Below are 20,907 nucleotides of genomic sequence, written 5' to 3' on the forward strand. Positions count from 1 at the left end.
AACTGCAATGATCAATCTGATGGACATGACCGGGCGCAACGTGATGGTCACGGGCGCGGCCCAGGGCATCGGCCTGAACGCGGCGAAGCTGCTGTACCAGCTGGGCGCCAGCCTGACGCTGGTGGATGCCAACCAGGAGAAGCTCGCCGCCGCGACGGAAGGGCTGGACGCGCAGCGCGTGCTCGCGCTCGCCGGCAGCGTGACCGACCGCGCCTTCCTCGGCGCTCTGGTGGAGCAGGCCGCGAAGCGCTTCGGCGGCGTTCATGGCCTCGTCAACAACGCCGGCATCACGCGCACCGCGATGATCGACAAGATGAGCGTCGAGCAGTGGCAGCAGGTCATCGACGTCAACCTCACCGGCGTCTTCAACTGCCTGCAGATCGCCGGCATAGAGATGAAGCGCCGCGCCGAAGCCGGCGACAAGAACCCGGGCGTCATCGTCAACGTGTCGTCGGATGCCGGCCGCAAGGGCACCATCGGCCAGATCAACTACGGCGCCGCCAAGTCGGGCGTGCTCGGCATCACCATGAGCGCGGCGCGCGAGTGGGGCCGCTACGGCATCCGCGTCAACAGTGTCGCCTACGGCGTGGTCGCCACGGAGATGACCGAAGTGGTGCGCAGCGAGAAGTTCCGCGACAAGTACCTGGCCAACATCCCGCTGGGCCGCTTCGTGGAGCCGGACGAGGCGGTGAAGTCGATCGCGTTCCTGGTCTCGGAGGCCAGCAGCTTCATCACCGGCCAGCACCTGTCGGTCAACGGCGGCTCGCACATCACGGCCTGAAATCGCGATGACTGTGAATCCCCGGCTGCTGCAGCCGCGAAGCATCGCGGTCGTCGGCGCTTCCGAAGACACGGGCAAGACGCGCGGCAAGATCCTGCGCTGCCTGAAGAACGCCGGTTTCCCCGGCCCGATCTACCCGGTCAACCCGGGCGGCTACGAGACGATCCAGGGCCTGAAGGCCTACGCGTCCCTGGCCGACCTGCCCGAGGTGCCCGACCTGCTGCTGGTGGGCATCCCGGGCGCCGGCGTGCCGGCCCTCATCGAGGATGCGGCCGCGCGCGGTTGCGCCGGTGCCGTGGTGTTTTCCTCCGATGTCGTTCCCGCCGACATGGAGCGCGCGGTCGCGGTGGCGCGCCGCCATGGCATGAACGTCCTCGGCCCGAACACGGAAGGCTTCTACCTGCCCAAGACGAAGCTCGCCGCCACCTTCGCCCACGTGGTGGAGGAGTGCACCGCGCACCCGCTGCCGCCGCGCCGTGCGAAGCGGCCCGTGGCCGTGGTGTCGCAGAGCGGCGGCATCGGCTTCGCGCTGTTCGGCCGGGCCGTGCACGCGCACCTGGACCTGCACAGCGTGGTCACCACCGGCAACGAGGCCGACCTGGAAGTGCTCGACTTCGTCGAGCGGCTGGTCGAGGGCGGCGAGGCCGGCGTGATCCTGCTGTTCATCGAGGGCCTGAAGGACGCCCGCCGCTTCGCAGCGGTGGCGCAGAAGGCGGCGGCGAAGCAGGTGCCGATCGTGGTGATGAAGGTCGGCCGTTCCGAGGCCGGCCAGCGCGCGGCGATCTCGCATACCGCTCACCTCGCCGGCGCCGACACCGCGTACGACGCGGCCTTCGAGCGCCACGGCGTGCTCCGCGTGTTCGACGCGGAGGAGATGCTGGCGGCGGGCGCGGCGCTGTCGCTGATGCCCTTCATGCAAGGTGGCCGCACCGCGGTGGTCACCACCTCCGGTGGCGCCGGCGGCTGGGCTGCCGACCTGCTGTCCGCGCAGGGGCTCGAACTGCCCGCGTTGAGCGAGACGCTGCAGCGGCGCATCATGGAATTCGTGCCGCCCTATGCGTCGGCCGGCAACCCGGTGGACACCACGGTCGCCGCCACCGACGACAAGGGCAAGGGCATGCTCGGCGTGATCGATGCGCTGGCCCGCTCCGGCGAAGTCGACGCGGTCGTGGTCAACATGGGCCTCTCGGCCAAGGGCCGCATCGCGGGGATGGCGGCGGAACTGAAGCCGCTGCTGGAGCGCAGCAGCGTGCCGGTGCTGTTCCACTCGCACATCGCGCCTTCGCAGGAGAACCTGTCGGCGCTGGCGGACATCGGCGCGCACGGCTTCCCCTCGTTTCGGGCCTGCGCGGCAGCCCTCGACGCGCTGAAGCGCTACGGCCGGTTCCAGCAGCGCCATGTGGAGGCCGAGGTGCCCACGCGGCGGGTCGCGCAGCCTTCGCCGCTGTTGGCCAAAGGCCGGCTCGCCACCGGCGTGCTGGGCGAGGCCGACACGACGGCACTGCTCGCGCACTATCGCATCCCGGTGCCGCCGAGCGTGATCGTGCCGGACGCGGCCGCGGCCATGCGGGCGGCGCACGGCATGGGCTTCCCGGTGGTGCTCAAGATCCAGTCGCCCGATATCGCGCACAAGACCGAGGCCGGCGGCGTCGAGCTGCAGGTGCAGGCCGACACGCTGCCCGCCGCCTTCGAGCGGCTGATGGCGAACGTGAAGCGCCATGCGCCCACCGCTCGCCTGGAAGGCGTGCAGGTGCAGAAGATGATGCCCCCCGGCCACGAGCTGGTGGTGGGCGTGGTCAACGACATCGACTTCGGGCCGCTGGTCATGCTCGGCATGGGCGGCATCTACGTCGAGGTGCTGAAGGACGTGGTGTTCGCGCCGCCGCCGATCGCGCGTGGGGAAGCGCTTCGCATGATCGGCTCGCTCAAGGCGGCCGCGATCCTCAAGGGCGCGCGCGGCCGGCCCGAAGCCGACGTGGAGGCGCTGGCCGACTTCCTCGTCGCGGTGGCGGAGCTCGCCGCCGACGGCGACGGCGTGGTGGACCAGATCGATTTCAATCCCGTGCTCGTCTACCCCAAGGGGCAGGGCGTGGTCGCGGTCGACGCGCTGGTGGCCGCGGCCGCTGCGCAACAGGAGGGCCAGCATGGCTGAAGAACAGGACAAGCCGTTGGGCATCGACGCCCGCTTCCAGCGTTTCCTCGACGAGGGCCGCTTCATGATCCAGCGCAGCCGCAAGACCGGCCGCGCCTTCTACTACCCGCGCCTGGCGGAGCCGGGCACCGGCGACACCGAGCTCGAGTGGTTCGAGCCCAGCGGCCTGGGCGTGGTGTATTCGACCACCGTGGTGCGCACCAAGCCGCCGGCGGAGCCTTACAACGTCGCGCTGGTGGACCTGGAGGAGGGCCCGCGGGTGACCACGCGGGTGGTCGGCGTGCAGGCTACCGACGTGAAGATCGGCATGAAGGTGCGGGCGAGGATCGAGCAGGCGGACGGCAAGGCGCTGCTGGTGTTCGTGCCGGAAGGGAGCGCGCAATGACGCAGATGAAATTTCCACGCGGCAAGACCGCGGTGGTCGGGGCCGCCACTTTCGGGATGGGCGCCGCTCCCGGCTACGAGGCCATCGACCTGGCGGTGCAGGCCGGGCTGAAGGCGCTGGCCGATGCCGGCCTGAAGCCGTCGGACGTCGATGGCCTGTTCACCACGCTGCCGCAGGACCCGTTCTCCTCGCTGACGATCGCCGAGTACTACGGCATCCATCCGAAGGTGACGGACAACCTGCGCACCGGCGGCTCCTCGTTCCAGGTCCAGGCGATGTGGGCCGCGCTGGCGCTCGAGGCGGGCCTGTGCGATGTGGCGCTGATCACCTACGGCAGCAACCAGCGCTCGGCCACCGGCGGCCTGGTCTCCACCGCCGGCGCCACGCCCGTCGTGTACGAGCACCGCTACAAGCCGATGAACCCGCCCTCGTCCTACGCGATGGCAGCGGCCCGCCACATGCACCAGTACGGCACCACGCGCAAGCAGCTGGCGGAAGTGGCGGTCGCTGCGCGCAAGTGGGCGCAGCTCAATCCGGAGGCCTTCATGCGCGACGAGCTCAGCGTCGAGGACGTGCTGGCGTCACGCCTGGTGTCGGACCCGCTGACGGTGCGCGACTGCTGCCTCGTCACCGACGGCGCCGCCGCGGTGGTCATGGTCCGCGCCGACCGGGCGAAGGACTTCCCGAAGAAGCCGGCCTACCTGCTCGGCTCGGCGTCGGCCACCTGGCACCGCTCGATCGCCAACATGCCCGACCTCACCGTGACGGCGGCGAAGGAAAGCGGCGAGCGTGCCTATGCGCAGGCGGGGCTGTCGGCCAGGGACATCGACGTCGCGATCCTCTACGACGCCTTCACCATCAACACCATCCTGTTCCTCGAAGACCTCGGCTTCTGCGCCAAGGGCGAGGGCGGCGCCTTCGTCGACAACGGCGGCATCGCTCCCGGTGGCCGGCTGGCAGTCAATACCAACGGCGGCGGCCTGTCCTGCGTGCATCCCGGCATGTATGGCCTGTTCACCATGGTCGAGGCGGTCGAGCAGGTGCGCGGCAGCGCCGGCGCGCGCCAGGTGAAGGATGCGAAGCTGGCCATCGCGCACGGCAACGGAGGCGTGCTCTCCTCGCAGGCCACGGCCATCTTCGGATCGGAAGCAACGCTGTGATGCCAACGAAGCTCACCCGCCGCCAGGCGCTGGCCCTGGCGCTCGGCGCCTGCTCCGCGCCGCTGCCCGCGTTCGCTGCGGGCTATCCCGACAAGCCGATCCGCATGATGGTGGCGTTCCCTGCCGGCGGCGGCCCCGACCTGCTGGCCCGCACGCTTGCGGAGGCGCTGCGCACCACCAAGGGCTGGAACGTGGTGATCATGAACAAGCCGGGCGCGGGCGGCAACCTCGGCACCGGCGAGGTGGCGAACGCGGCGCCCGACGGCTACACCGTGCTGTTCGGGCACGTCGGCGCGCTCGCGGTGAACCCGACGCTTTTCAAGCAGCTGCCGTTCGACCCGCTGAAGGACTTCGCGCCGGTCGGCATGATCGCCACCTCGCCGCTGGTGGCGGTGACCGGCGCCGGCAAGCCCTACCAGTCGCTGCGCGATGTGCTCGCCGAGGCGAAGAAGCGCCCGGGCGAGATCTCGGTCGGCTTCTCCGGCAGCGGCACCATCTCGCACCTGAGCATGACGCAGCTCGCCTCGCTGGCCGGCGTCAAACTGAGCTTCGTGCCGTACAAGGGCGCCTCGCAGGGCATCGTCGATGTGGTCGCGGGCAACGTGGACGTCTACGTGTCCTCGATGGGCTCGCTGGTCCAGCACGTGCGCGGCGGCAAGGCACGGGCGCTGGCCATCACCAGCGCGGCGCGCTCGCCGGAGCTGCCCGAGGTGGCCACGGTGGCGGAGCAGGGCTTTCCCGGCTTCGAGGCCGCCACCTGGTTCGGCATGGTGGCGCCCAAGGGCACGCCCGCCGCCGTGGTCGCCGAACTGAACGCCGCGCTGCAGGCCGCGCTGAACAGTCCCGCGGTGGCCGAGAAGTACCGCACCGACGGCTCGGTGCCCGTGGCCAGCACGCCGGACGAGTTCGGCCGCCTCCTGCGCTCGGAGACCACGCGCTGGGGCAAGGTGGTTCGCGACGCCGGGGTCGAACTGCAGTGAACGCGGGCGCGGCGGGGATGCCGATGCCGCCGGGAGCCTGCGACTGCCACATGCACGTCTACGACCGCCGCTACCCGGCGGTCGCCGGTGCGCGCCTGCTGCCGCCGGACGCCCCGGTTGCGCAATACCTTGCGCTGCGCACTGCGCTCGGCCTGCAGCGCACCGTCTGCGTGACGCCTTCGACCTATGGCACCGACAACCGCAGCATGCTGGCCGCAGTCGCCGAGCTGGGTGACAGCGCGCGCGGCGTGGCTGTGGTCGACGCCTCCGTGCCCGACGAGGAACTGCGCCGGCTGCATGCCCTGGGCGTGCGCGGCATCCGCCTGAACCTGTCGATGGGCGTCTCGGCGACGCCCGCCATGCTGCGCCCGCTCGCGAAGCGCATTGCGCCGCTCGGATGGCACGTGCAGCTGATCGTGCCCGCCGACCGGCTGTCTGCGCTGGCACCCGACCTCGACGCGCTGCCGGTGGATTTCGTGCTGGACCACTTCGCCAAGATCGCGCCTTCCGGCCTCGGCGGCGAGGCGCACAAGCGCGTGCTGCGGTGGCTGGAACACGGGCGCGGCTGGGTCAAGCTGTCCGGCGCGTACCTCGTGAGCGAGGCGGAGAACCACGACGGCCGCGACGCCGGTGCGCTGGCGCGCAGCTTCCTCGCGGCGGCACCCGAGCGGGTGGTGTGGGGCACCAACTGGCCCCATGCCACTGCCTCGGCGGGCTTGCATCCATGGCCGGATGATGCGGCGCTGCTGGGACTGCTGGCGCGCTGGTGCGGTGACACCGCGGCGCTGCAACGGGTCCTGGTCGACAACCCGGCACGGCTGTACGGCTTCGCAGCATGAGCGCGCCGGGCCGCTCCCAAGCGCTCATCCCGGAGCGCGAAGCGCGGAGGGTAGTCCAATGAGCGTCGCCCGGCCGAAGGTGCTCGAATGAGCGCACGCATCGTGCTGACCCTGCCTGCGCTGCCGGCAGCCGCGCAGACGCTGCTCGCCCGCCACGAGCTGCACTTCGCCGACCCGCGCGAGGCAGCGCCCGGCCAACTCGCCGACTTCGTCCGCGCCCGCGACCCGCACGCCCTGTTCGTCCGCTTCGGCCGCATCGATGCGCAGGTGCTGGAAGCCGCGCCGTCCCTGCGGGTGATCGCCCGCCACGGGAGCGGCCTGGACACCATCGACCTGGAATGCGCCCGCGCGCGCGGCATCGCGGTGAGCGCCACGCCAGGTGCCAATGCGGTGGCGGTGGCGGAGCACGCACTCGCGCTGCTCCTCGCCTGTGCCAAGGGCGTCGCGCGGCTCGATGCGCGCATGCACGCCGGCCACTGGGACAAGGCCGCCCACCAGGGCATGCAGCTCGCCAGCCGCACGCTCGGCATCATCGGTCTCGGCCCGGTCGGGTTGCGGATGGCGCGGCTCGCCGGCGCGATCGGGATGCGCGTGATCGCCGCGACGCGCACGCCGCGCGCCGTGCCGCGTCACGTGCGCCTCGTGGCGCTGGACGACCTCTGGCCGGCGTGCGATGCGATCTCCCTGCATTGCGCCCTGAACGCGGCAACGCAGGGGATCGTGAACGCAGGCATGCTGGCGCGCTGCCGGCACGGCGTGCTGCTCGTGAACACGGGCCGCGGCGGCCTGATCGATGATGCAGCGCTGGTGGCGGCGCTCCGCTCGGGCCAGGTGTGCGCCGCCGGACTCGACACATTCACCCGCGAGCCCGCCGGCCCGGACAATCCCTACGCAGGGCTGGCCAACGCGGTGCTCACGCCGCACGTCGGCGCGGCGACACCGCAGGCGTTCGAATCGGCCGCAGTGCAGGCCGCCCGGCAACTGCTGGCGGGCCTGCGTGTCACAGGCAAGAAGACTGCCTTATGAGGGTGTACCTCAGCGAGGATGCGCAGGAAGGCCCGCGCGCGTTTGCCGAGAAGCGGCCGCCGCTGTGGCGGGGGCGCTGACCGGCCCCGGCGCGCTGGCCGCCCCGAGCACTGCCCTGAAGTCCTGCCGCATGCATCGGACATCGCCGATGCGCAAGGTCACGCCGAGCCGGTCCAGCGCCTCGAGGACCCGGATCGCGAGCTGGCGCCCGAGCCCCGTCCGGTCACGGTAGTCGGCGGCTCCGAAGTGGCCGGCGGGCAGCGTCTGCACCAGTTCGTGCGCGACGGCTGCGAAAACGGCCATGGTGCTGCGCAGGTAGTAGCGATCGTCGGTCACCCGGACCACCTCGCCGCCGGCGGCCTGGCGGCGCAGCAGGTCGTGCAGCAGCATTTCCTTCAGGCCGGTGTCGGCGGCGAGCTGTGCGACGGTGAGGCCGCGCAGGCCAGCGGCTGCCAGTGCGGGCGACGCGATTTGCCACATGCGCTGGTCGGCCGGGTTGCGGGTGCTCACGTGGCCTGGGCGGCGGACCCGGCCGGAGGCCACCTCGACGCGCTGCACGGCGGCCAATGCGCGCAGCACGGCGTCGAATACCCGCGGGGGCAGGCTCTCGCCGCACGCCCGGCGCAGGGCGTGCGCCTCCATGCCGGCGGCTTGGGGCTGCTCGCGGTGGCAGCGGTCGACGGCCGCTTCGATGGCGGCGTGCAGCCGCTCGACGCGTTCGCGCGGGAGGGCAAGGGTGGGCCCCAACGCAACCAGCCCCGCGTCCGCCAACAGGGCCGGCAGGCTCCCGGGATCGAGGTTGTGGGCGCGCTGCCAGCGGTCGAGGTCCACGCCTTCCGGGGTACATTCGGCGAGGGCGGCCAGGGACGCCGCCGCGCCGGGCTTTTCCATCGCGGCGAGTTGCTGTGCGCGCTGCGCCGGCGGCTGCCGCCGTGCGGGCGGCCACGGGTCGATCACGACGCCGCCGCCCAGCGTCCGGCGCGCCGACGCGTCCCGCAGGATGAACCGGTCGCCATGCAGCGCCGCCACGGGCTGCTCCAGCACGAGGCGCGCATGCGCGGTTGCGCCGGGGCCGAGCGCGGCCCCGCGCTGCAGGGCGACGCGGGCCGGCACGTGGGCGGTGCCGATGTGGACGTGCACCGGCGTCCAATGCGCAGCTTCCTCTTCCGGCAACAGTCGCAGCCGGATGTCCAGGCGCTGCGTCGGCGCATGCAACGCGGAATCCAGCAGCCACCCGCCCCGACCTGCTTCGCCGACTTCGATGCCGGCAAGGTTGAGTGCACAGCGTTCGCCGGCGGCCGCCCGAGGCACCGACCGCCGGTCACGCTGTACCGCGCGTACCCGCGTGACGACACCGGACGGCGACAGTTGCAGGCGATCGCCCTCGGCGATCGCGCCGTCGAGCACCGTGCCCGTCACCACCGTGCCGCTGCCCGGCACGGTGAAGGCGCGGTCGATGACGTAGCGCGCACGGCGGCCGCCGGTGTGCTGCCGCTGCAGGGTGGCGGCGCGCGCCGCGAGGGCCTCACGGAACTCCGCGAGCCCGTCACCCGCAGGTGCGGCCACGGGGAACACGGCCGCCCGCGCGAACCCGGTGGGCGCGAGCAGCGCTTCCACCTCTGCCATCACCTCGCGCAGGCGTGCCGGGGCCACGCGGTCGATCTTGGTGAGTGCGACGCTGGCGCTCGCGACACCGAGCAGGTCGACGATGGCCAGATGCTCGCGCGTCTGCGGCATCACGCCGTCGTCCGCGGCCACCACCAGCAACACATGGTCGACGGCGCACACGCCGGCCAGCATGTTGCGCACGAAGCGTTCGTGACCGGGCACGTCGACGAAGCCGATGGTCGCGCCTTCGGCCGTGCGCCAATAGGCGAAACCGAGGTCGATCGAGATCCCGCGGCGCTTCTCTTCGGGGAGCCGGTCGGTATCCACGCCGGTGAGCGCTTTCACCAGCGTGGTCTTGCCGTGGTCGATGTGGCCGGCCGTGGCGACGATCATGGTGCGGGCACCTGCGCGAGCTGGGCGAGGAACTCCGCCTCGCGCACCGGCTCGAGGCAACGCAGGTCGAGCAGCAGCGCGTTGTCGTGCAGCCGTCCGAGGACCGGGACCGGCAACGCGCGCAGCGAGTCGGCCAGGGCGTTCAGCGACCCGCCCGCTCGCGGCACGAGCCGCAGTGCCGCGCTCGGCAGGGACTCCACCGGCAGCGCGCCGCTGCCCACCTGGCTGGCGCAGTCGGCAGCCGCTGCGTCGGCGCCCTGCAGCAAGGAAGCGGGCAGGGCCGCAAGCAGCCGTTCGGCCTGCATGCGGATCTCGTCGCGCGTGCGCGTGAGCAGCCGCAGGGTGGGCAGCGCCTGCGGCAGCCGCTGTGGATCGGCGTAGAGGCGCAGCACCGCCTCCAGCGCCGCCAGCCGGACCTTGTCCAGCCGCAGCGCCCGTTTCATCGGGTGGTTGCGCAGACGGTCGATCCATTCGCGCCGGCCGACGACGATGCCGCACTGCGGGCCGCCCAGCAGCTTGTCGCCGCTGAAGGTGACCAGATCGGCGCCGGCCGCGACAGCCTCGGCCGCGGTAGGTTCATGGGCGACGCCGTACGCCTCCAGGTCCACCAGGGTTCCGCAACCCAGGTCCTCCACCAGCGGCACGCCGCGGGCGTGCGCCAGCGCCGCCAGTTCGCGCGGCGGGACCGCGCAGGTGAAGCCCTGGATGGCGTAGTTGCTGGCATGCACCTTCATCACGGCGGCGGTGCGCTCGCCGATGGCGCCCTCGTAGTCGCGCGGATGGGTGCGGTTGGTGGTGCCGACCTCGCGCAGCGTGCAGCCTGCGCTGGCCATGATGTCGGGGATGCGGAAGGAGCCGCCGATCTCGATCAGCTCGCCGCGCGAGACGACCACCTCGCGGCCTGCGGCGAGCGCGTTGAGCGCCAGGTAGACCGCGGCGGCGTTGTTGTTCACGACCAGCGCCGCTTCGGCGCCGGTGAGGCGCACCAGCCATGCTTCGACGTGCACGTCGCGTTCGCCCCGGCGACCCTCGCCGAGGTCGTATTCGAGGTTGACCGGCCGCGCCATGGCCGCCGTGGCCGCGGCGATCGCCGCCTCGGGGTACAGCGCGCGTCCGAGGTTGGTGTGCAGGACCGTTCCGGTGAGATTGAACACCGGCCGCAGGGAAGGGCGCATGCGTGCCTGCAGCCGCTCGCGGGCGGCCTCGGCGAGCGTTCCTTCGTCGGGGACCGGAGCGCCTGGCACGAGCGCCGCCCGGTACTCGGCGAGCAGGTTGCGCAAGGTCTCCAGCAGCGAGGCGCGGCCGAATTCATCGGCGAGCGCCGCGAAGGCGGGTTGGCGAAGCAGGCGATCGAGGGAAGGCAGCGCGCGCCAGCGCGGCGGCGGGCTCAGCACATGCGGCCTCTCGGAGGAGGGCGGAAGAGAGTGGGAGTCGAACCCACACAGGACCGCGGGCGGCCCACTCCGGGTTTGAAGTCCGGCCACTCCACCGGGAGCGCGTCCCTTCCTTTGTTCATGAATTCTGGGTGCAAGCGAGCCGGGAGCGTGCCATCCATGGGTGACCCTGTCCACCACGCTGCCGTTTCCATCACGCATGTGCTGCTTTGCGCCGAAAGGGCCACCAGCGGCCGGGCACTGCTACGCTGCCCGCGACAAGGAGACGAGCTCATGGCGAAACTTCTGGCGCTGGCATGCACGTGGCTGTTGGCGGCGGCATCGGCGTTGGCGCAAGGCGCCTACCCTTCGCGTCCCGTGAAGCTGCTGGTCGGCTTCGCGCCCGGCGGCTCGGTGGATATCGCCGCGCGCATTGTGGCGGAGGGTCTCGGGCCTCGGCTGGGCCAGCAGGTGGTGGTGGAGAACCGGGCCGGCGGCAGCGGGGTGCTCGCTTCCCAGGCGGTCGCCAAAGCCGACCCCGACGGCCATACGCTCCTGTTCGCGAGCAACGGCGCGCTCACCATCAACCCGCACCTGGCGCCCGGGCAGGGCGATCCGATGGCAGACTTCCTGCCTGTGGCGCGCATCGCCCGGGTGGATGCGCTGCTGGTGGTGCATCCGCAGGTACCCGCGGCCAGCTTCGGCGAGTTCATCGCGCTGCTCAAGCGCGAGCCCGGCAAGTATTCGTTCTCGAGCTCGCCCTATGGCCCGACCCACCTCGCCGGGGAGCTGCTGAAGAAGCGCGCCGACGTGAACATGCTGCACATCCCGTACAAGGGCGATGCCCCGGCGCTGGTGGACACCATGAGCGGGGTCGTGCCCGCCAACATCTCCGTCGTGCCCTCGGTCTCGAAGTTCATCCACGCCGGCAAGGTGCGGGCGCTGGCGTCGTTCGGCGAGAAGCGGCTGGCGGAGTTCCCCGACCTGCCTACGGTGAGCGAGCTCGGCTATCCGGGCGTGACCGCCGGCGCCTGGTATGCGGTGCTGGCGCCGAAGGGCACGCCCTCCGCGATCGTGCAGCAGCTGCAGCGCGAACTGCAGACGGCGCTGAAGGACCCGCAGGTGATCGCACGGATGAGCGCCGCCGGGATGGAGTCCTTCCCCAGCGCCGGGCCGCAGGAGACCGGCGAGTACATCCAGCAGGAATACCGCAAATGGGGCGCGCTGATCCGCGAGGCGAATATCCGGATGACCAACAACTAGGGCCTGTTCGCGCTATGCAACTCAGCTCTCAGCTCTTCCGGGTCGAGGCCGGCACGCCGGCCGCACTCTTCGACGACATGCTGCGCCGTGGCTTTTCCGACGGCCTGCCGATGCTGCCGCCGACCGTGCAGGCCGTCGAAGCGATGCTGGCCGCGAGCGGCCTCGCGCCCGACGCCGTGCTCGCAGTCGTGGCCCCCGACAACATCGGCGTGACCGCCGAGAAGGCCGCGATCAATGCCGTCATGGCCGGCTGCCTGCCCGAACACTTCCCGATCGTGGTCGCCGCGCTGCAGGCCGTGGCCGTGCCGGAATACAACCTGCTCGGCGTGCAGACCACCACCAACCCGGCGACGCCCGTGCTGGTCGTCAACGGTCCGGTGCGCGAGCGCGCGCAGGTCAACAGCCGGCGCGGCTGCATGGGCCCGGGCTGGCGCGCCAACGCCACCATCGGCCGCGCGCTGCGGCTGATCCTGGTGAACTGCGGCGGCTGCGCGCCGGGTGACGTCGACAAGGCCACGCACGGCATGCCCGCCAAGTTCAGCTTCTGCTTCGCCGAGGCGGAGGAAGACAGCCCGTGGGCGCCGCTGCACGTGGAGCATGGCTTCGCCCCGGAGCAGAGCACGGTGGCGGCTTTCGCAGGCACCGGCACCACCAACATCCTGGCGTTCTACCGTTCGCCCGAGGCGATCCTGCACGTGACGGCCGATGCGATGCGCTGCTACGGCAGCAACGGCTACCTGCGCGAACTGGGCAACCCGCTGATCGTGATGACGCCCGGCCACGCGCGGATCTTCGCCGAACACGGCTTCGACAAGGCGCGGGTGCAGCGCGAGCTGTTCGAGCGCGCGCAGATCCCGCGCTCGCAGGTGCCGGTGGATTCCTTCGAGCTCACGCCGGCGTACCAGGACTATCCGCCCGAACGCATGATCAAGCCCTGCGCACGGCCGGAGGACCTCAAGATCGTCGTCGCCGGCGGCGACGAGGCCTACCATATTGTCTACATCCCGCCGTTCGCGATCACGACCTTCCAGATCGCCGCGGTCGCCCATCCTCCAAGGAGCACAGCATGAACCTGCACCCCATCGAGTACCTCGACCCGGTCCCGCGCATGGGCGCCGGAGAATCCGTCGCGGCTGCCGCCACCGAGCTGCAAGGCAAGGTGGTGGCCTTCCTCGACAACGGCTGGAGCAGCTTCGGCAAGATCGGCAAGCGGCTGGGCGAGGTGCTGGTGGCGCAGCACGGCGTGCGCGAAGTGCGCTTCTACACGATCCCTGCCGCCTCGCCGCCGCCCAAGGGCTTCCTCGAGGGCGTCGCCGCCGACTGCAGTGCCGCCGTCGTCGGCTTGGCGAACTGAGGTTCGTGCACGTCGTGGAGTCTCCACGACACCGCACAGTTGATCAAGCTCGGCGTGCCCGCGGTGGGTGTCGCCTCCGAGCAGTTCATCAAGCTTGCCAGGACCGTGCTGCGTTCGCAGAAGGTTCCGGAGGAGGTCGCCATCGAGGTCAAGGGCAACCCGGAATTCGTCAGCGACGAGGAGCTCGCGCGCATTGCGGAGGCCATCGCGGCCGAAGCAGTGTCACGCTTCCGGGGCCTGGAGGCGAAGCCCGCCTCCTAGGGCGCCCGACCCAGGAGCTCGCGCAGGACCTGCTCGGTGTGCTCCCCGAGCAGCGGCGGCGGGCTCGGCTCGACCACCGGCGTGCCGCTCATGCGGATCGGCGAGGCCACCAGCTTGAGTGATCCCACCTTCGGGTGCTGCACCGTGGCGACCATGTCGCGCGCCGCTGCTTCCGGCGATGCAAGTGCGGCGCCGACCGTGCGGACGGTCCCGGTGGGGATGCCGGTGCTGGCGAGCCGCCGCTGCCATTCGTCGGCGTCGCGCGTGCGCAGCACGTCCTTCAGCAGCGGGATCAGCGTGTCGCGGTGGTCCAGCCGGGCGCGGTTGGTGGTGTAGCGCGCATCGGCCGCGATTTCAGGGCGCTCCAGCACCTCATCGCAGAGCAGTTTGAACTGGCGGTCGTTGCCGACGGCGAGCACGATCTCGGAATCGCGGGTCGGCAGCACCTGATAGGGCACCACGGACGCATGCGCGTTGCCGAAGCGCTGCGGCTCCTGGCCACTGACGAGGGTGGCGCTGGCGACGTTGGCGAGCATGGCGAGCTGGCAGTCGAACAGCGCGAGGTCGATCAGCTGGCCCTGGCCATCGTTGTTGCGCGCGATGATCGCGGCGAGGATCGCCTGCACGGCGTACATGCCGGTGAACAGATCGGCCACGGCCACGCCCACCTTCATCGGTTCGCCGTCCGGTTCGCCGGTGATCGACATCAGGCCGGCTTCCGCCTGCACGACGTAGTCGTACCCGGCGCGGTCGGCCAGCGGCGAGGTGCGGCCGTAGCCCGAGATCGAGCAGTAGATCAGGTCGGGCTTCACCTTGCGCAGCGACTCGTAGTCGAGCCCGTAGCGCTGCAGCGCGCCGGCCTTGAAGTTCTCCACCACCACATCGCACCGCGCCGCGAGTTCGCGGATCGTGCGCTGGCCTTCGGGGCTGGCGAGGTCGATCGCGACGCTGCGCTTGTTGCGGTTGGCGCAGAGGTAGTAGGCGGACTCGCCCTCGACGAAGGTGGGACCCCAGTTGCGGGTGTCGTCGCCGCCCTTCGGGTTCTCGATCTTGATCACGTCGGCGCCGAGGTCGCCGAGCGTCATGGTGCACCAGGGACCGGCGAGCACCCGCGACAGGTCGAGGATGCGGATGCCGTGCAGGGCCGGCTTGCGCGGGGTGGGCGTCATGCGGGTGCGCCTTCCCACACGGTGCGCACGAAGTCGACGGCGAGCGGCTGCGGACTGTCCAGAAAGAGCCGTCCCAGTACGCGGTGCCAGTGTGCCTCGGAGCCGTGCGCCATGCGCCATTCGTGCAGGCGGCGCGTGAAGAGCTGGAGGTCGTATTCCTCGGTCACGCCGATCGCGCCGTGCACGGCGTGAGCGGTGGAGGCGACGAGCTGGGCGGCCTCGCTGGTGCGCGCCTTCGCCACCGCGCAGGCGGGGAGGGCGGGCAGGCGGGCATCGGTGCCGAAAGCCGCTTCCGCGGCCATGCGGCCGGCCGCGACGTGTTCTGCCATCACGCTCAGCTGATGCTGGATCGCCTGGAACTTGCCGATCGGCTTGCCGAACTGGACGCGTTCGTTGGCGTAGGCCATCGTCAGGTCGAAGCAGCGCTTCATCGCGCCGGCCAGCAGGCCGGCGTGGAGCAGCGCGGCCAGCGGCGCCAGGTCGGCGGCGCGGGCGCCACCCTGCAGCACGCGGCCGGCAGCGGCCGGCCAGCGCAAGGACGCGCCCAGGCTGCCGTGGACGCCGCTGGGCAGCTGGTGTGCCTCCGCGACCGGCAGCAGCAGGAGGACATCGCCCAGGGCGCCGATCACGTGCGACGCGGTGCGCGCGCACGGCACATGCAGCGCCTGCAGCGAGCCGTCGACGCCGCGGGCGAGCGACGGGGCGAAGGCGATGAAGCCGGCCGGCAGCGATGGCGCGTCGGCGACGAGCAGGCGCGCCGCCATGGTCTGCGCCAGCGGCAGCGGCACGGCGGAGGCGCCGCAGAGCAGGACCACCTCGAAGAAGTCGGGCCAGCCGGCGCCGCCGCCGCCCCGTTCTTCCGGTGCGAGCAGTTCGAGGAACCCGGCTTCGACGATGGCGGCAGCGAGCGGCTGCGCGCTGGCGCCGGCTTCGATGGCGCGCACGCCGGCCGGGGTGCAGTGGTGGTCGAGGATGGATGCGATGGCTTCGGCGAACATGTCTGTCGTGCTCCTTCAGCGCAGGCCGAGGCCGCGCGCGATCATGCCTCGCAGGATTTCGCGGGTGCCGCCGCGCAGCGAGAAAGTGGGGGCCATGTGGCTCACGTAGGCGAGGGTGCGCAGCAGCTCCGCGCCGGGCGGGTCGGCGGGGTCGGCGCCGAGGGCCGCCTCGATGATGGCGGGCACGGCCTGCTCGAATTCGGTCCCGAGGTCCTTCACCAGCGCCGCCTCGACCACCGGGCTTTCGCCGGCGGCCAGCTTGGCGGTGAGGGCGATGGACATCTGGCGCAGCGTGGCGAGATGGGCGGCAAAGCGGCCCACCGTTTCCAGCTGGTGCTCGGCGCGGCCGGTCTCGCGCAGCCAGGCGAGCCAGCAGTCGAGCAGCACGATGCTCGAATAGAGCCGCTCGGGTCCGCTGCGCTCGAAGGCGAGCTCCGCATTCACCTGCTTCCAGCCGTCGCCCTCGTTGCCGACGAGGGCGTCTTCGGCGAGTTCCACGTCGTCGAAGAACATCTCGCTGAAGTGGGCATCGCCGGTGAGGTCCACGATCGGCCGCACCGTGATGCCGGGCAGCTTGAGGTCGACAACGAACTGCGAGAGGCCGGCCTGGCGATCGGCGGGATTGCCCGAGGTGCGCACCAGGGCGATCGTGTAGTCGCACTTGTGGCCGTTGGTCGTCCAGATCTTGCGGCCGTTGAGGCGCCAGCCCTTGTCGGTGCGCACGGCGCGGGTGCCGACGCTCGCGAGGTCGGAGCCGGAGTTCGGCTCGCTCATGCCGATGCAGAAGAAGGTCTCGCCGCGGCAGATGCCCGGCAGGTAGCGCGCCTTTTGCGCATCGGAGCCGAACTTCAGGATCAGCGGGCCGCTCTGGCGATCGGCGATCCAGTGGGCGCCGACCGGCGCGCCGACGGCGAGCAGTTCCTCCACCAGCACGAAGCGGCTGAAGGCGTCGAGCTCGGCACCGCCGTACTGCTTCGGCAGCGTGACGCCGACCCAGCCGCGGGCGGCGAGCTTGCGGCTGAACTCGGCATCGAAGGCCAGCCAGGAACGAGAGCGCACGTGGGCGGGAGTGGGCGGCAGTTCTTGCGCAAGGAAGTGCTTGACTTCGCCGCGAAAGGCCTCGGCATGCGGCGGCAGCGCCGCCAGCCGCAAGTGGTCCAGGAGATCGGCCATGGCAATGAGGGGCAGTGAATCCGCGAGGTTAGGGCGCGCCGTCCCGGGCGTCCAATACCGAAACCGCCGCGGGCCATATGGAAAACGGATAGCGCCGGCGCGATTCGGTATTGGACGCGCCCGCGCGGCCGCTTTAGCCTTGCGGCACTTCCGAGGAGCACCATGTCCGACTTCCTGATCTACGAGCAGCAGGGCCCGCTTGTCACCCTGACCATGAACCAGCCGGAGCAGCGCAATCCGCTGACCGGCAATACCGCCGTCGCCGAGTTCCTGGCAGCCATCGATCGCATCGACGGCGACAACACCGTGCGCTGCGTGATCCTCACGGCCAACGGCCCGTCGTTCTCGGCGGGCGGCGACATCCGCGAGATGAAGCGCCAGGCCACGCCCGCCGTGACCGAGATGGACATCCGCCAGGAATACCGGCGCGGCATCCAGCGGTTGCCGCTGGCGCTGTTCAACCTGGAGGTGCCGGTGATCGCCGCGATCAACGGCCACGCGATCGGCGCCGGCCTGGACCTGGCGTGCATGTGCGACCTGCGCATTGCCTCCGAGAAGGCGAAGTTCGCCGAGAGCTTCGTCAAGATCGGGATCATCCCGGGCGACGGCGGGGCCTGGCTGCTGCCGCGCATCATCGGCCTGTCGCGCGCTTCGGAACTGGCGTTCACCGGCGACACCATCGACGCCCGGCAGGCGCTCGAGTGGAACCTGGTGTCGCGCGTGGTGCCGCACGAGCAGCTGATGGAGGCGGCGCGCGAGCTCGCCGGCCGCATCACGGCCAACGCTGCGCACGGCCTGCGCCTCACCAAGCGCCTGATCCGCGAGGGCCTGCATTCGCGGCTCGATACCGTGCTGGAGCTCTCCTCGGTGTTCCAGGCCGTGTCGCACAAGACCGCCGACCACAGCGAGGCGGTGAATGCCTTTCTCGAGAAGCGGCCGCCGAAGTTCGGCGGCTGATCCCCTTTCCCTTTTCCAATACAAGCAGCCGAAATTCATGCAGCAATCGAGCATCTTCCGCCGCCTCGCCGCGATCGTTCTCGCCGCGGTGGCCGTCCTGCCGCTGGCCGAGGCCATCGCGCAGGAATTTCCTAGCCGTCCCGTCAAGTTCGTCGTCCCCTTTCCGCCTGGCAGCGGCACCGACACCTCGGCGCGCTATTTCGGCCGGAAGTTCACCGAACTCACGGGTCAGCCCGTGGTGGTGGAGAACAAGCCTGGTGCGAATGGCTTCATCGCAGTGCAGCAGGTGCTGGCCGCGCCTGCCGACGGCTACACCGTCTTCGTCGGCAGCAATTCGACGCTCGCCGTGAACGTGGCGCTGTTCCGCAAGCTTCCATACAACCCGCAGGTCGACATGGCGCCGCTCAGCATGATGATGCGGGCGCCCGCCGTGGTGGTGGTGCCGCCTGCGTCGCCATACAAGACGCTGCAGGAGCTGGTGGCGGCCGCCAAGGCCAGCCCCGGCAAGCTGAACCACGGCGGCGGCTCGGCGGGCTACCAGCTGATGAACGAAGCCCTGAACGATCGTGCGGGTGTCGAGATCGTGAACGTGCCGTTCAAGGGCGCCTCCGAAGCGCTCACCGCCGTGGCCTCCGGCACGGTGGACCTCGCCTTCGCCGACATCACCGCCTCCACCGAGCTGATCAAGTCCGGCAAGCTGCGCGCGCTGGCCGTGGCCTCCGACCGTCGCGCCGTCGCCTTGCCCGCGGTGCCGCACATGGGCGAGGCGGGTCTGCCCGGCTACGGCGCCTACGTCTGGGTCGGCGCCATGGTGTCGGCGAAGACGCCGAAAGCGGAGACGGACAAGCTCGCCGCGCTGTTCGCGCAGATCGAGCGCATGCCGGAAACGCGCGAGTTCTACGAGAAGCTCGGGGCCGAGACCATGCAGGGTGGCGCCGAGGAGATGCGCCGCTTCCAGGCTTCAGAGATCGAGCTGTGGAAGCGGCTCGCCGTCAAGGCCAAGGTCCAACAGGAGTGAGCTTGGGCGGGCGGGTATGCTCGACGCAGCCTTCCGCCCGACTCCATGGACCTGCGACGCCTGCGCCACTTCAACGTCCTTGCCGAAACGCTGAACTTCAGCCGGGCGGCCGAGCGCCTGCACATCGCGCAGCCCGCGCTGTCGGTCTCCATCCAGAAGCTGGAAAACGAACTTGGCACCAAGCTGTTCGAGCGCACCCCGGGCGGCGTGCTGCTGACGATGGCCGGCCAGGCCGCGCTGGTCGAGGCGCGGCGGCTTCTGTACCACGGCGAGCAGCTGCAGCGCACGGTACGCGCGGCCGCCGACGGCACCGGCGGACGGCTGCGCATCGGCTTCGTGGGCTCCGCCATTTACCGTCTTGTCCCCACGCTGGTCCCCAGCTTCCGCGCGCAGTATCCGGACGTCCAGCTCGTTTTGCGGGAGGCGACTTCGGCCGCCATCATCGCGATGCTGAGCGAGGAGACGCTGGATCTCGGGATCGTCCGCACGCCGCTGCTGCAGGCGCACGGCGCCACGCTGCAGACCTTGCAGCGCGACCGGCTGCTGCTGGCGCTGCCCGCGGACCACCCCCTGGCCGCCCGTGAGCCGCTCGCGCTGGCGGATCTTGCGCGGGAGCCCTTCATCATGTACTCGGCGACCGACGCGGCGGGCCTCCATGCCCACGCGATGTCGGCTTGCGAAGCCGCGGGCTTCGCGCCCGATGTCACCCAGGAGGCCACGCAGGTTCCCACGGTGCTGGCGCTCGTCGAAAGCGGGCTGGGCGTGGCCCTCGTGCCAGAGGTGATGCGCGGCCACCGCGCGCCGAGAATCGTCTACCGCGACCTGCACGACGCGGCCTATGCGGAAACGACCCTCGCACTTGCCTGCATCGCAGGAAGCGAGAGCCCTGCGGCGCAGAGGTTCATCGAAGTGGCGATGATGCTGCGCGTTACCCCTTGACTCGCCGAGGTCCGCGGTGCGCAACTCAATCGACTTCACTTCCTGGTCCGGCCTGCTGTCGACACTCGCTGGCTTGGCGGTAGTGTCGCTGGTCGCAATCGGCATTCGGCTGGTGTTCATGCAGACGGTCCAGCGCCGCCGTGAGCGCGAGAATCGTCAGATCAACGAGCGGCTGAAAACGTTGATTGCAGCCTACAAGGTGTTGGGCGGGTCCTTTACCGGCAACCTCAGCGTGGACCCGACCCACTTGCGCGATCATCGCCAGCGACAGGCGGAAGGCGTGGACGATGCACCCGAATCCGCTTCGGAGCGGCGGCGGCGCATTCGGGACGCGGTGGAAGCCGCGTTGTCGGACGTGATCCTGCTCGGCACGGAAGAGCAGGTACGTCTGGCGGCACAGGGGGCCGCTGACATGGTCGCCGGACGATCCGTCGAGGTCAGCCAGTTGGTTTCGTCACTTCGGAGCTTCATCCGTCATGCGCTCGACCTGGATCCGATTCCAGCCGACCTGCCGATTCCTGCCCAAGGGCCGCTGCGCGCAGCCGGTGGAACGCAGGCGCGCCGTGGCGGGAACAGTGGCCGCGAGGGCGCAGGCGGCCTGGCCGGCCGAGGAGGAGGGAGCGGCGACGCTTCCGGCGGTGGCGGTGGCCTCGGGCTGATCGGCAGTCGCCCGGTCGAGACTGCGGAACCGCCTGCACGATGAGGCCCGGCGCGCGGTCGCCGATACGCGAGAGCTTTGCGGAAGGGGGCGACTGAATTGCAGCTCGGCTTTGCAGCTCAGTTCTTCTGATCCTTACTCCTCGTGCTTCATGGTTGATTTAACATAAGGCAAACTGATCCTTCTCCGGGCGCTCAAGGCTAACCCGAGTTCAACTCGGCTTGCCGGCACTCCGCGTCCACGCATCACTGCTTTCGTCGGAAACAGCGCGTCCGCCCAGCCGAGTGAATGAGTGGGGGGCTTCTTAGAAGCTGGGTCGCCTGACGATCAAACAATACGGGTACGCTGCTCGCGGCACCGCCCCGTCCTCACGACCTGATTCGGTCCGCAGCAAGCTTCAGGCGGTTTGGCGTCCTTCGA

At 70.6% G+C, this 20,907-nt stretch carries 19 protein-coding genes and 1 tRNA gene; 14 read left to right on the forward strand and 6 right to left on the reverse strand.

Translation table 11 applies throughout. The features are described from left to right. The first annotated feature begins 7 nt into the window (after window positions 1-7). The 7 genes from Q392_RS12360 to Q392_RS12390 all read left to right on the forward strand — a co-directional run bounded on the left by Q392_RS12360 (window position 8) and on the right by Q392_RS12390 (window position 7,323). On the forward strand, window positions 8-781 hold the full coding sequence (locus Q392_RS12360) for an SDR family NAD(P)-dependent oxidoreductase (RefSeq protein WP_038207313.1): 774 nt from the start codon (window positions 8-10) through the stop codon (window positions 779-781). A 7-nt stretch (window positions 782-788) separates the two neighbouring features. After that, window positions 789-2,933 carry an acetate--CoA ligase family protein gene (locus Q392_RS12365; RefSeq protein ID WP_051953362.1) on the forward strand — a complete coding sequence of 715 codons (2,145 nt, stop codon included), beginning with the start codon at window positions 789-791 and terminating at the stop codon, window positions 2,931-2,933. Beyond that, window positions 2,926-3,318 carry a Zn-ribbon domain-containing OB-fold protein gene (locus Q392_RS12370; protein WP_038207316.1) on the forward strand — a complete coding sequence of 131 codons (393 nt, stop codon included), beginning with the start codon at window positions 2,926-2,928 and terminating at the stop codon, window positions 3,316-3,318. Before Q392_RS12365 ends, Q392_RS12370 begins: the two co-directional genes overlap by 8 nt. Further along, window positions 3,315-4,478 (forward strand): thiolase, encoded by a 1,164-nt coding sequence (locus Q392_RS12375; protein ID WP_157007958.1) that lies wholly within the window; start codon window positions 3,315-3,317, stop codon window positions 4,476-4,478. Before Q392_RS12370 ends, Q392_RS12375 begins: the two co-directional genes overlap by 4 nt. After that, window positions 4,478-5,458 (forward strand): Bug family tripartite tricarboxylate transporter substrate binding protein, encoded by a 981-nt coding sequence (locus Q392_RS12380; RefSeq protein WP_038207319.1) that lies wholly within the window; start codon window positions 4,478-4,480, stop codon window positions 5,456-5,458. The genes Q392_RS12375 and Q392_RS12380 overlap by 1 nt, the downstream gene beginning before the upstream one ends. A gap of 50 nt (window positions 5,459-5,508) precedes the next feature. Then, window positions 5,509-6,297 carry an amidohydrolase family protein gene (locus Q392_RS12385; protein ID WP_245610706.1) on the forward strand — a complete coding sequence of 263 codons (789 nt, stop codon included), beginning with the start codon at window positions 5,509-5,511 and terminating at the stop codon, window positions 6,295-6,297. 87 nt (window positions 6,298-6,384) lie between these two features. Then, window positions 6,385-7,323, forward strand: coding sequence for an NAD(P)-dependent oxidoreductase (locus tag Q392_RS12390; protein ID WP_038207325.1), 939 nt, complete (start codon window positions 6,385-6,387; stop codon window positions 7,321-7,323). Window positions 7,324-7,332: 9 nt separating this feature from the next. On the opposite strand, the gene selB is transcribed toward Q392_RS12390, so the two are convergent. From selB to Q392_RS32785, 3 genes are all read right to left on the reverse strand, one after another. Continuing rightward, window positions 7,333-9,324, reverse strand: coding sequence for a selenocysteine-specific translation elongation factor (gene selB / locus Q392_RS12395; protein ID WP_051953367.1), 1,992 nt, complete (start codon window positions 9,322-9,324; stop codon window positions 7,333-7,335). Continuing rightward, window positions 9,321-10,718, reverse strand: coding sequence for an L-seryl-tRNA(Sec) selenium transferase (selA, locus tag Q392_RS12400; RefSeq protein WP_038207327.1), 1,398 nt, complete (start codon window positions 10,716-10,718; stop codon window positions 9,321-9,323). The genes selB and selA overlap by 4 nt, the downstream gene beginning before the upstream one ends. A 21-nt stretch (window positions 10,719-10,739) precedes the next feature. Next, window positions 10,740-10,831, reverse strand: a tRNA-Sec gene (locus Q392_RS32785). Window positions 10,832-10,991: 160 nt separating this feature from the next. Here Q392_RS32785 and Q392_RS12405 point away from each other — a divergent pair. The 3 genes from Q392_RS12405 to Q392_RS34195 are packed head-to-tail and all read left to right on the forward strand — an operon-like array spanning window position 10,992 to window position 13,575. Beyond that, window positions 10,992-11,960 carry a Bug family tripartite tricarboxylate transporter substrate binding protein gene (locus Q392_RS12405; RefSeq protein ID WP_038207330.1) on the forward strand — a complete coding sequence of 323 codons (969 nt, stop codon included), beginning with the start codon at window positions 10,992-10,994 and terminating at the stop codon, window positions 11,958-11,960. 14 nt (window positions 11,961-11,974) lie between these two features. Beyond that, a complete protein-coding gene (locus Q392_RS12410) occupies window positions 11,975-13,030 on the forward strand; it encodes a hypothetical protein (protein ID WP_038207332.1) in 1,056 nt (351 codons plus the stop codon). Continuing rightward, window positions 13,027-13,575 (forward strand): UGSC family (seleno)protein, encoded by a 549-nt coding sequence (locus Q392_RS34195; protein ID WP_425425181.1) that lies wholly within the window; start codon window positions 13,027-13,029, stop codon window positions 13,573-13,575. The genes Q392_RS12410 and Q392_RS34195 overlap by 4 nt, the downstream gene beginning before the upstream one ends. Here the strand turns inward: Q392_RS34195 and Q392_RS12425 are convergent. From Q392_RS12425 to Q392_RS12435, 3 genes are read right to left on the reverse strand one after another with little or no spacing between them, the layout of a single operon-like run. Continuing rightward, window positions 13,572-14,744: a CaiB/BaiF CoA transferase family protein gene (locus Q392_RS12425; protein WP_051953371.1), complete on the reverse strand. Its 1,173-nt coding sequence runs from the start codon at window positions 14,742-14,744 to the stop codon at window positions 13,572-13,574. The two genes, Q392_RS34195 and Q392_RS12425, sit on opposite strands and share 4 nt — an antisense overlap. Next, the gene (locus tag Q392_RS12430) at window positions 14,741-15,742 is read right to left on the reverse strand and encodes an acyl-CoA dehydrogenase family protein (RefSeq protein WP_038207339.1); all 1,002 of its coding nucleotides are present in this window, start codon (window positions 15,740-15,742) and stop codon (window positions 14,741-14,743) included. The genes Q392_RS12425 and Q392_RS12430 overlap by 4 nt, the downstream gene beginning before the upstream one ends. Window positions 15,743-15,757: 15 nt before the next feature. Beyond that, window positions 15,758-16,915, reverse strand: coding sequence for an acyl-CoA dehydrogenase family protein (locus Q392_RS12435; RefSeq protein WP_038207343.1), 1,158 nt, complete (start codon window positions 16,913-16,915; stop codon window positions 15,758-15,760). Between the two features lie 162 nt (window positions 16,916-17,077). Here Q392_RS12435 and Q392_RS12440 point away from each other — a divergent pair, with 162 nt between their 5' ends. Genes Q392_RS12440 through Q392_RS32000 form a run of 4 tightly spaced genes read left to right on the forward strand, consistent with a single transcriptional unit; the run spans window position 17,078 to window position 20,532 of the window. Next, the gene (locus tag Q392_RS12440) at window positions 17,078-17,872 is read left to right on the forward strand and encodes a crotonase/enoyl-CoA hydratase family protein (RefSeq protein WP_038207346.1); all 795 of its coding nucleotides are present in this window, start codon (window positions 17,078-17,080) and stop codon (window positions 17,870-17,872) included. Between the two features lie 37 nt (window positions 17,873-17,909). After that, complete coding sequence (locus Q392_RS12445) at window positions 17,910-18,890, forward strand: Bug family tripartite tricarboxylate transporter substrate binding protein (protein WP_038207349.1); 981 nt, start codon at window positions 17,910-17,912, stop codon at window positions 18,888-18,890. A gap of 45 nt (window positions 18,891-18,935) precedes the next feature. Further along, a complete protein-coding gene (locus Q392_RS12450; protein WP_038207351.1) occupies window positions 18,936-19,829 on the forward strand; it encodes a LysR family transcriptional regulator in 894 nt (297 codons plus the stop codon). A 16-nt stretch (window positions 19,830-19,845) separates the two neighbouring features. Continuing rightward, window positions 19,846-20,532, forward strand: coding sequence for a hypothetical protein (locus tag Q392_RS32000; RefSeq protein ID WP_084217031.1), 687 nt, complete (start codon window positions 19,846-19,848; stop codon window positions 20,530-20,532). The last annotated feature ends 375 nt before the right edge of the window (window positions 20,533-20,907 follow it).

The organism is Xenophilus azovorans DSM 13620 (genome assembly GCF_000745855.1).
GTDB classification, from domain to species: Bacteria; Pseudomonadota; Gammaproteobacteria; order Burkholderiales; family Burkholderiaceae_C; genus Xenophilus; species Xenophilus azovorans.

Bases quoted from the DNA above. Each gene is read 5' to 3' on its own strand.
- Q392_RS12445 (WP_038207349.1), top strand. From the start codon at position 17,910: ATGCAGCAATCGAGCATCTTCCGCCGCCTCGCCGCGATCGTTCTCGCC.
- Q392_RS12440 (WP_038207346.1), top strand. From the start codon at position 17,078: ATGTCCGACTTCCTGATCTACGAGCAGCAGGGCCCGCTTGTCACCCTG.
- selB (WP_051953367.1), bottom strand. From the start codon at position 9,324: ATGATCGTCGCCACGGCCGGCCACATCGACCACGGCAAGACCACGCTG.
- Q392_RS12370 (WP_038207316.1), top strand. From the start codon at position 2,926: ATGGCTGAAGAACAGGACAAGCCGTTGGGCATCGACGCCCGCTTCCAG.
- Q392_RS12385 (WP_245610706.1), top strand. From the start codon at position 5,509: ATGCACGTCTACGACCGCCGCTACCCGGCGGTCGCCGGTGCGCGCCTG.
- Q392_RS12405 (WP_038207330.1), top strand. From the start codon at position 10,992: ATGGCGAAACTTCTGGCGCTGGCATGCACGTGGCTGTTGGCGGCGGCA.
- Q392_RS12390 (WP_038207325.1), top strand. From the start codon at position 6,385: ATGAGCGCACGCATCGTGCTGACCCTGCCTGCGCTGCCGGCAGCCGCG.
- Q392_RS12410 (WP_038207332.1), top strand. From the start codon at position 11,975: ATGCAACTCAGCTCTCAGCTCTTCCGGGTCGAGGCCGGCACGCCGGCC.
- Q392_RS12365 (WP_051953362.1), top strand. From the start codon at position 789: ATGACTGTGAATCCCCGGCTGCTGCAGCCGCGAAGCATCGCGGTCGTC.
- Q392_RS12425 (WP_051953371.1), bottom strand. From the start codon at position 14,744: ATGACGCCCACCCCGCGCAAGCCGGCCCTGCACGGCATCCGCATCCTC.
- Q392_RS12435 (WP_038207343.1), bottom strand. From the start codon at position 16,915: ATGGCCGATCTCCTGGACCACTTGCGGCTGGCGGCGCTGCCGCCGCAT.
- Q392_RS12430 (WP_038207339.1), bottom strand. From the start codon at position 15,742: ATGTTCGCCGAAGCCATCGCATCCATCCTCGACCACCACTGCACCCCG.
- Q392_RS12375 (WP_157007958.1), top strand. From the start codon at position 3,315: ATGACGCAGATGAAATTTCCACGCGGCAAGACCGCGGTGGTCGGGGCC.
- Q392_RS12450 (WP_038207351.1), top strand. From the start codon at position 18,936: ATGGACCTGCGACGCCTGCGCCACTTCAACGTCCTTGCCGAAACGCTG.
- Q392_RS12380 (WP_038207319.1), top strand. From the start codon at position 4,478: ATGCCAACGAAGCTCACCCGCCGCCAGGCGCTGGCCCTGGCGCTCGGC.
- Q392_RS12360 (WP_038207313.1), top strand. From the start codon at position 8: ATGATCAATCTGATGGACATGACCGGGCGCAACGTGATGGTCACGGGC.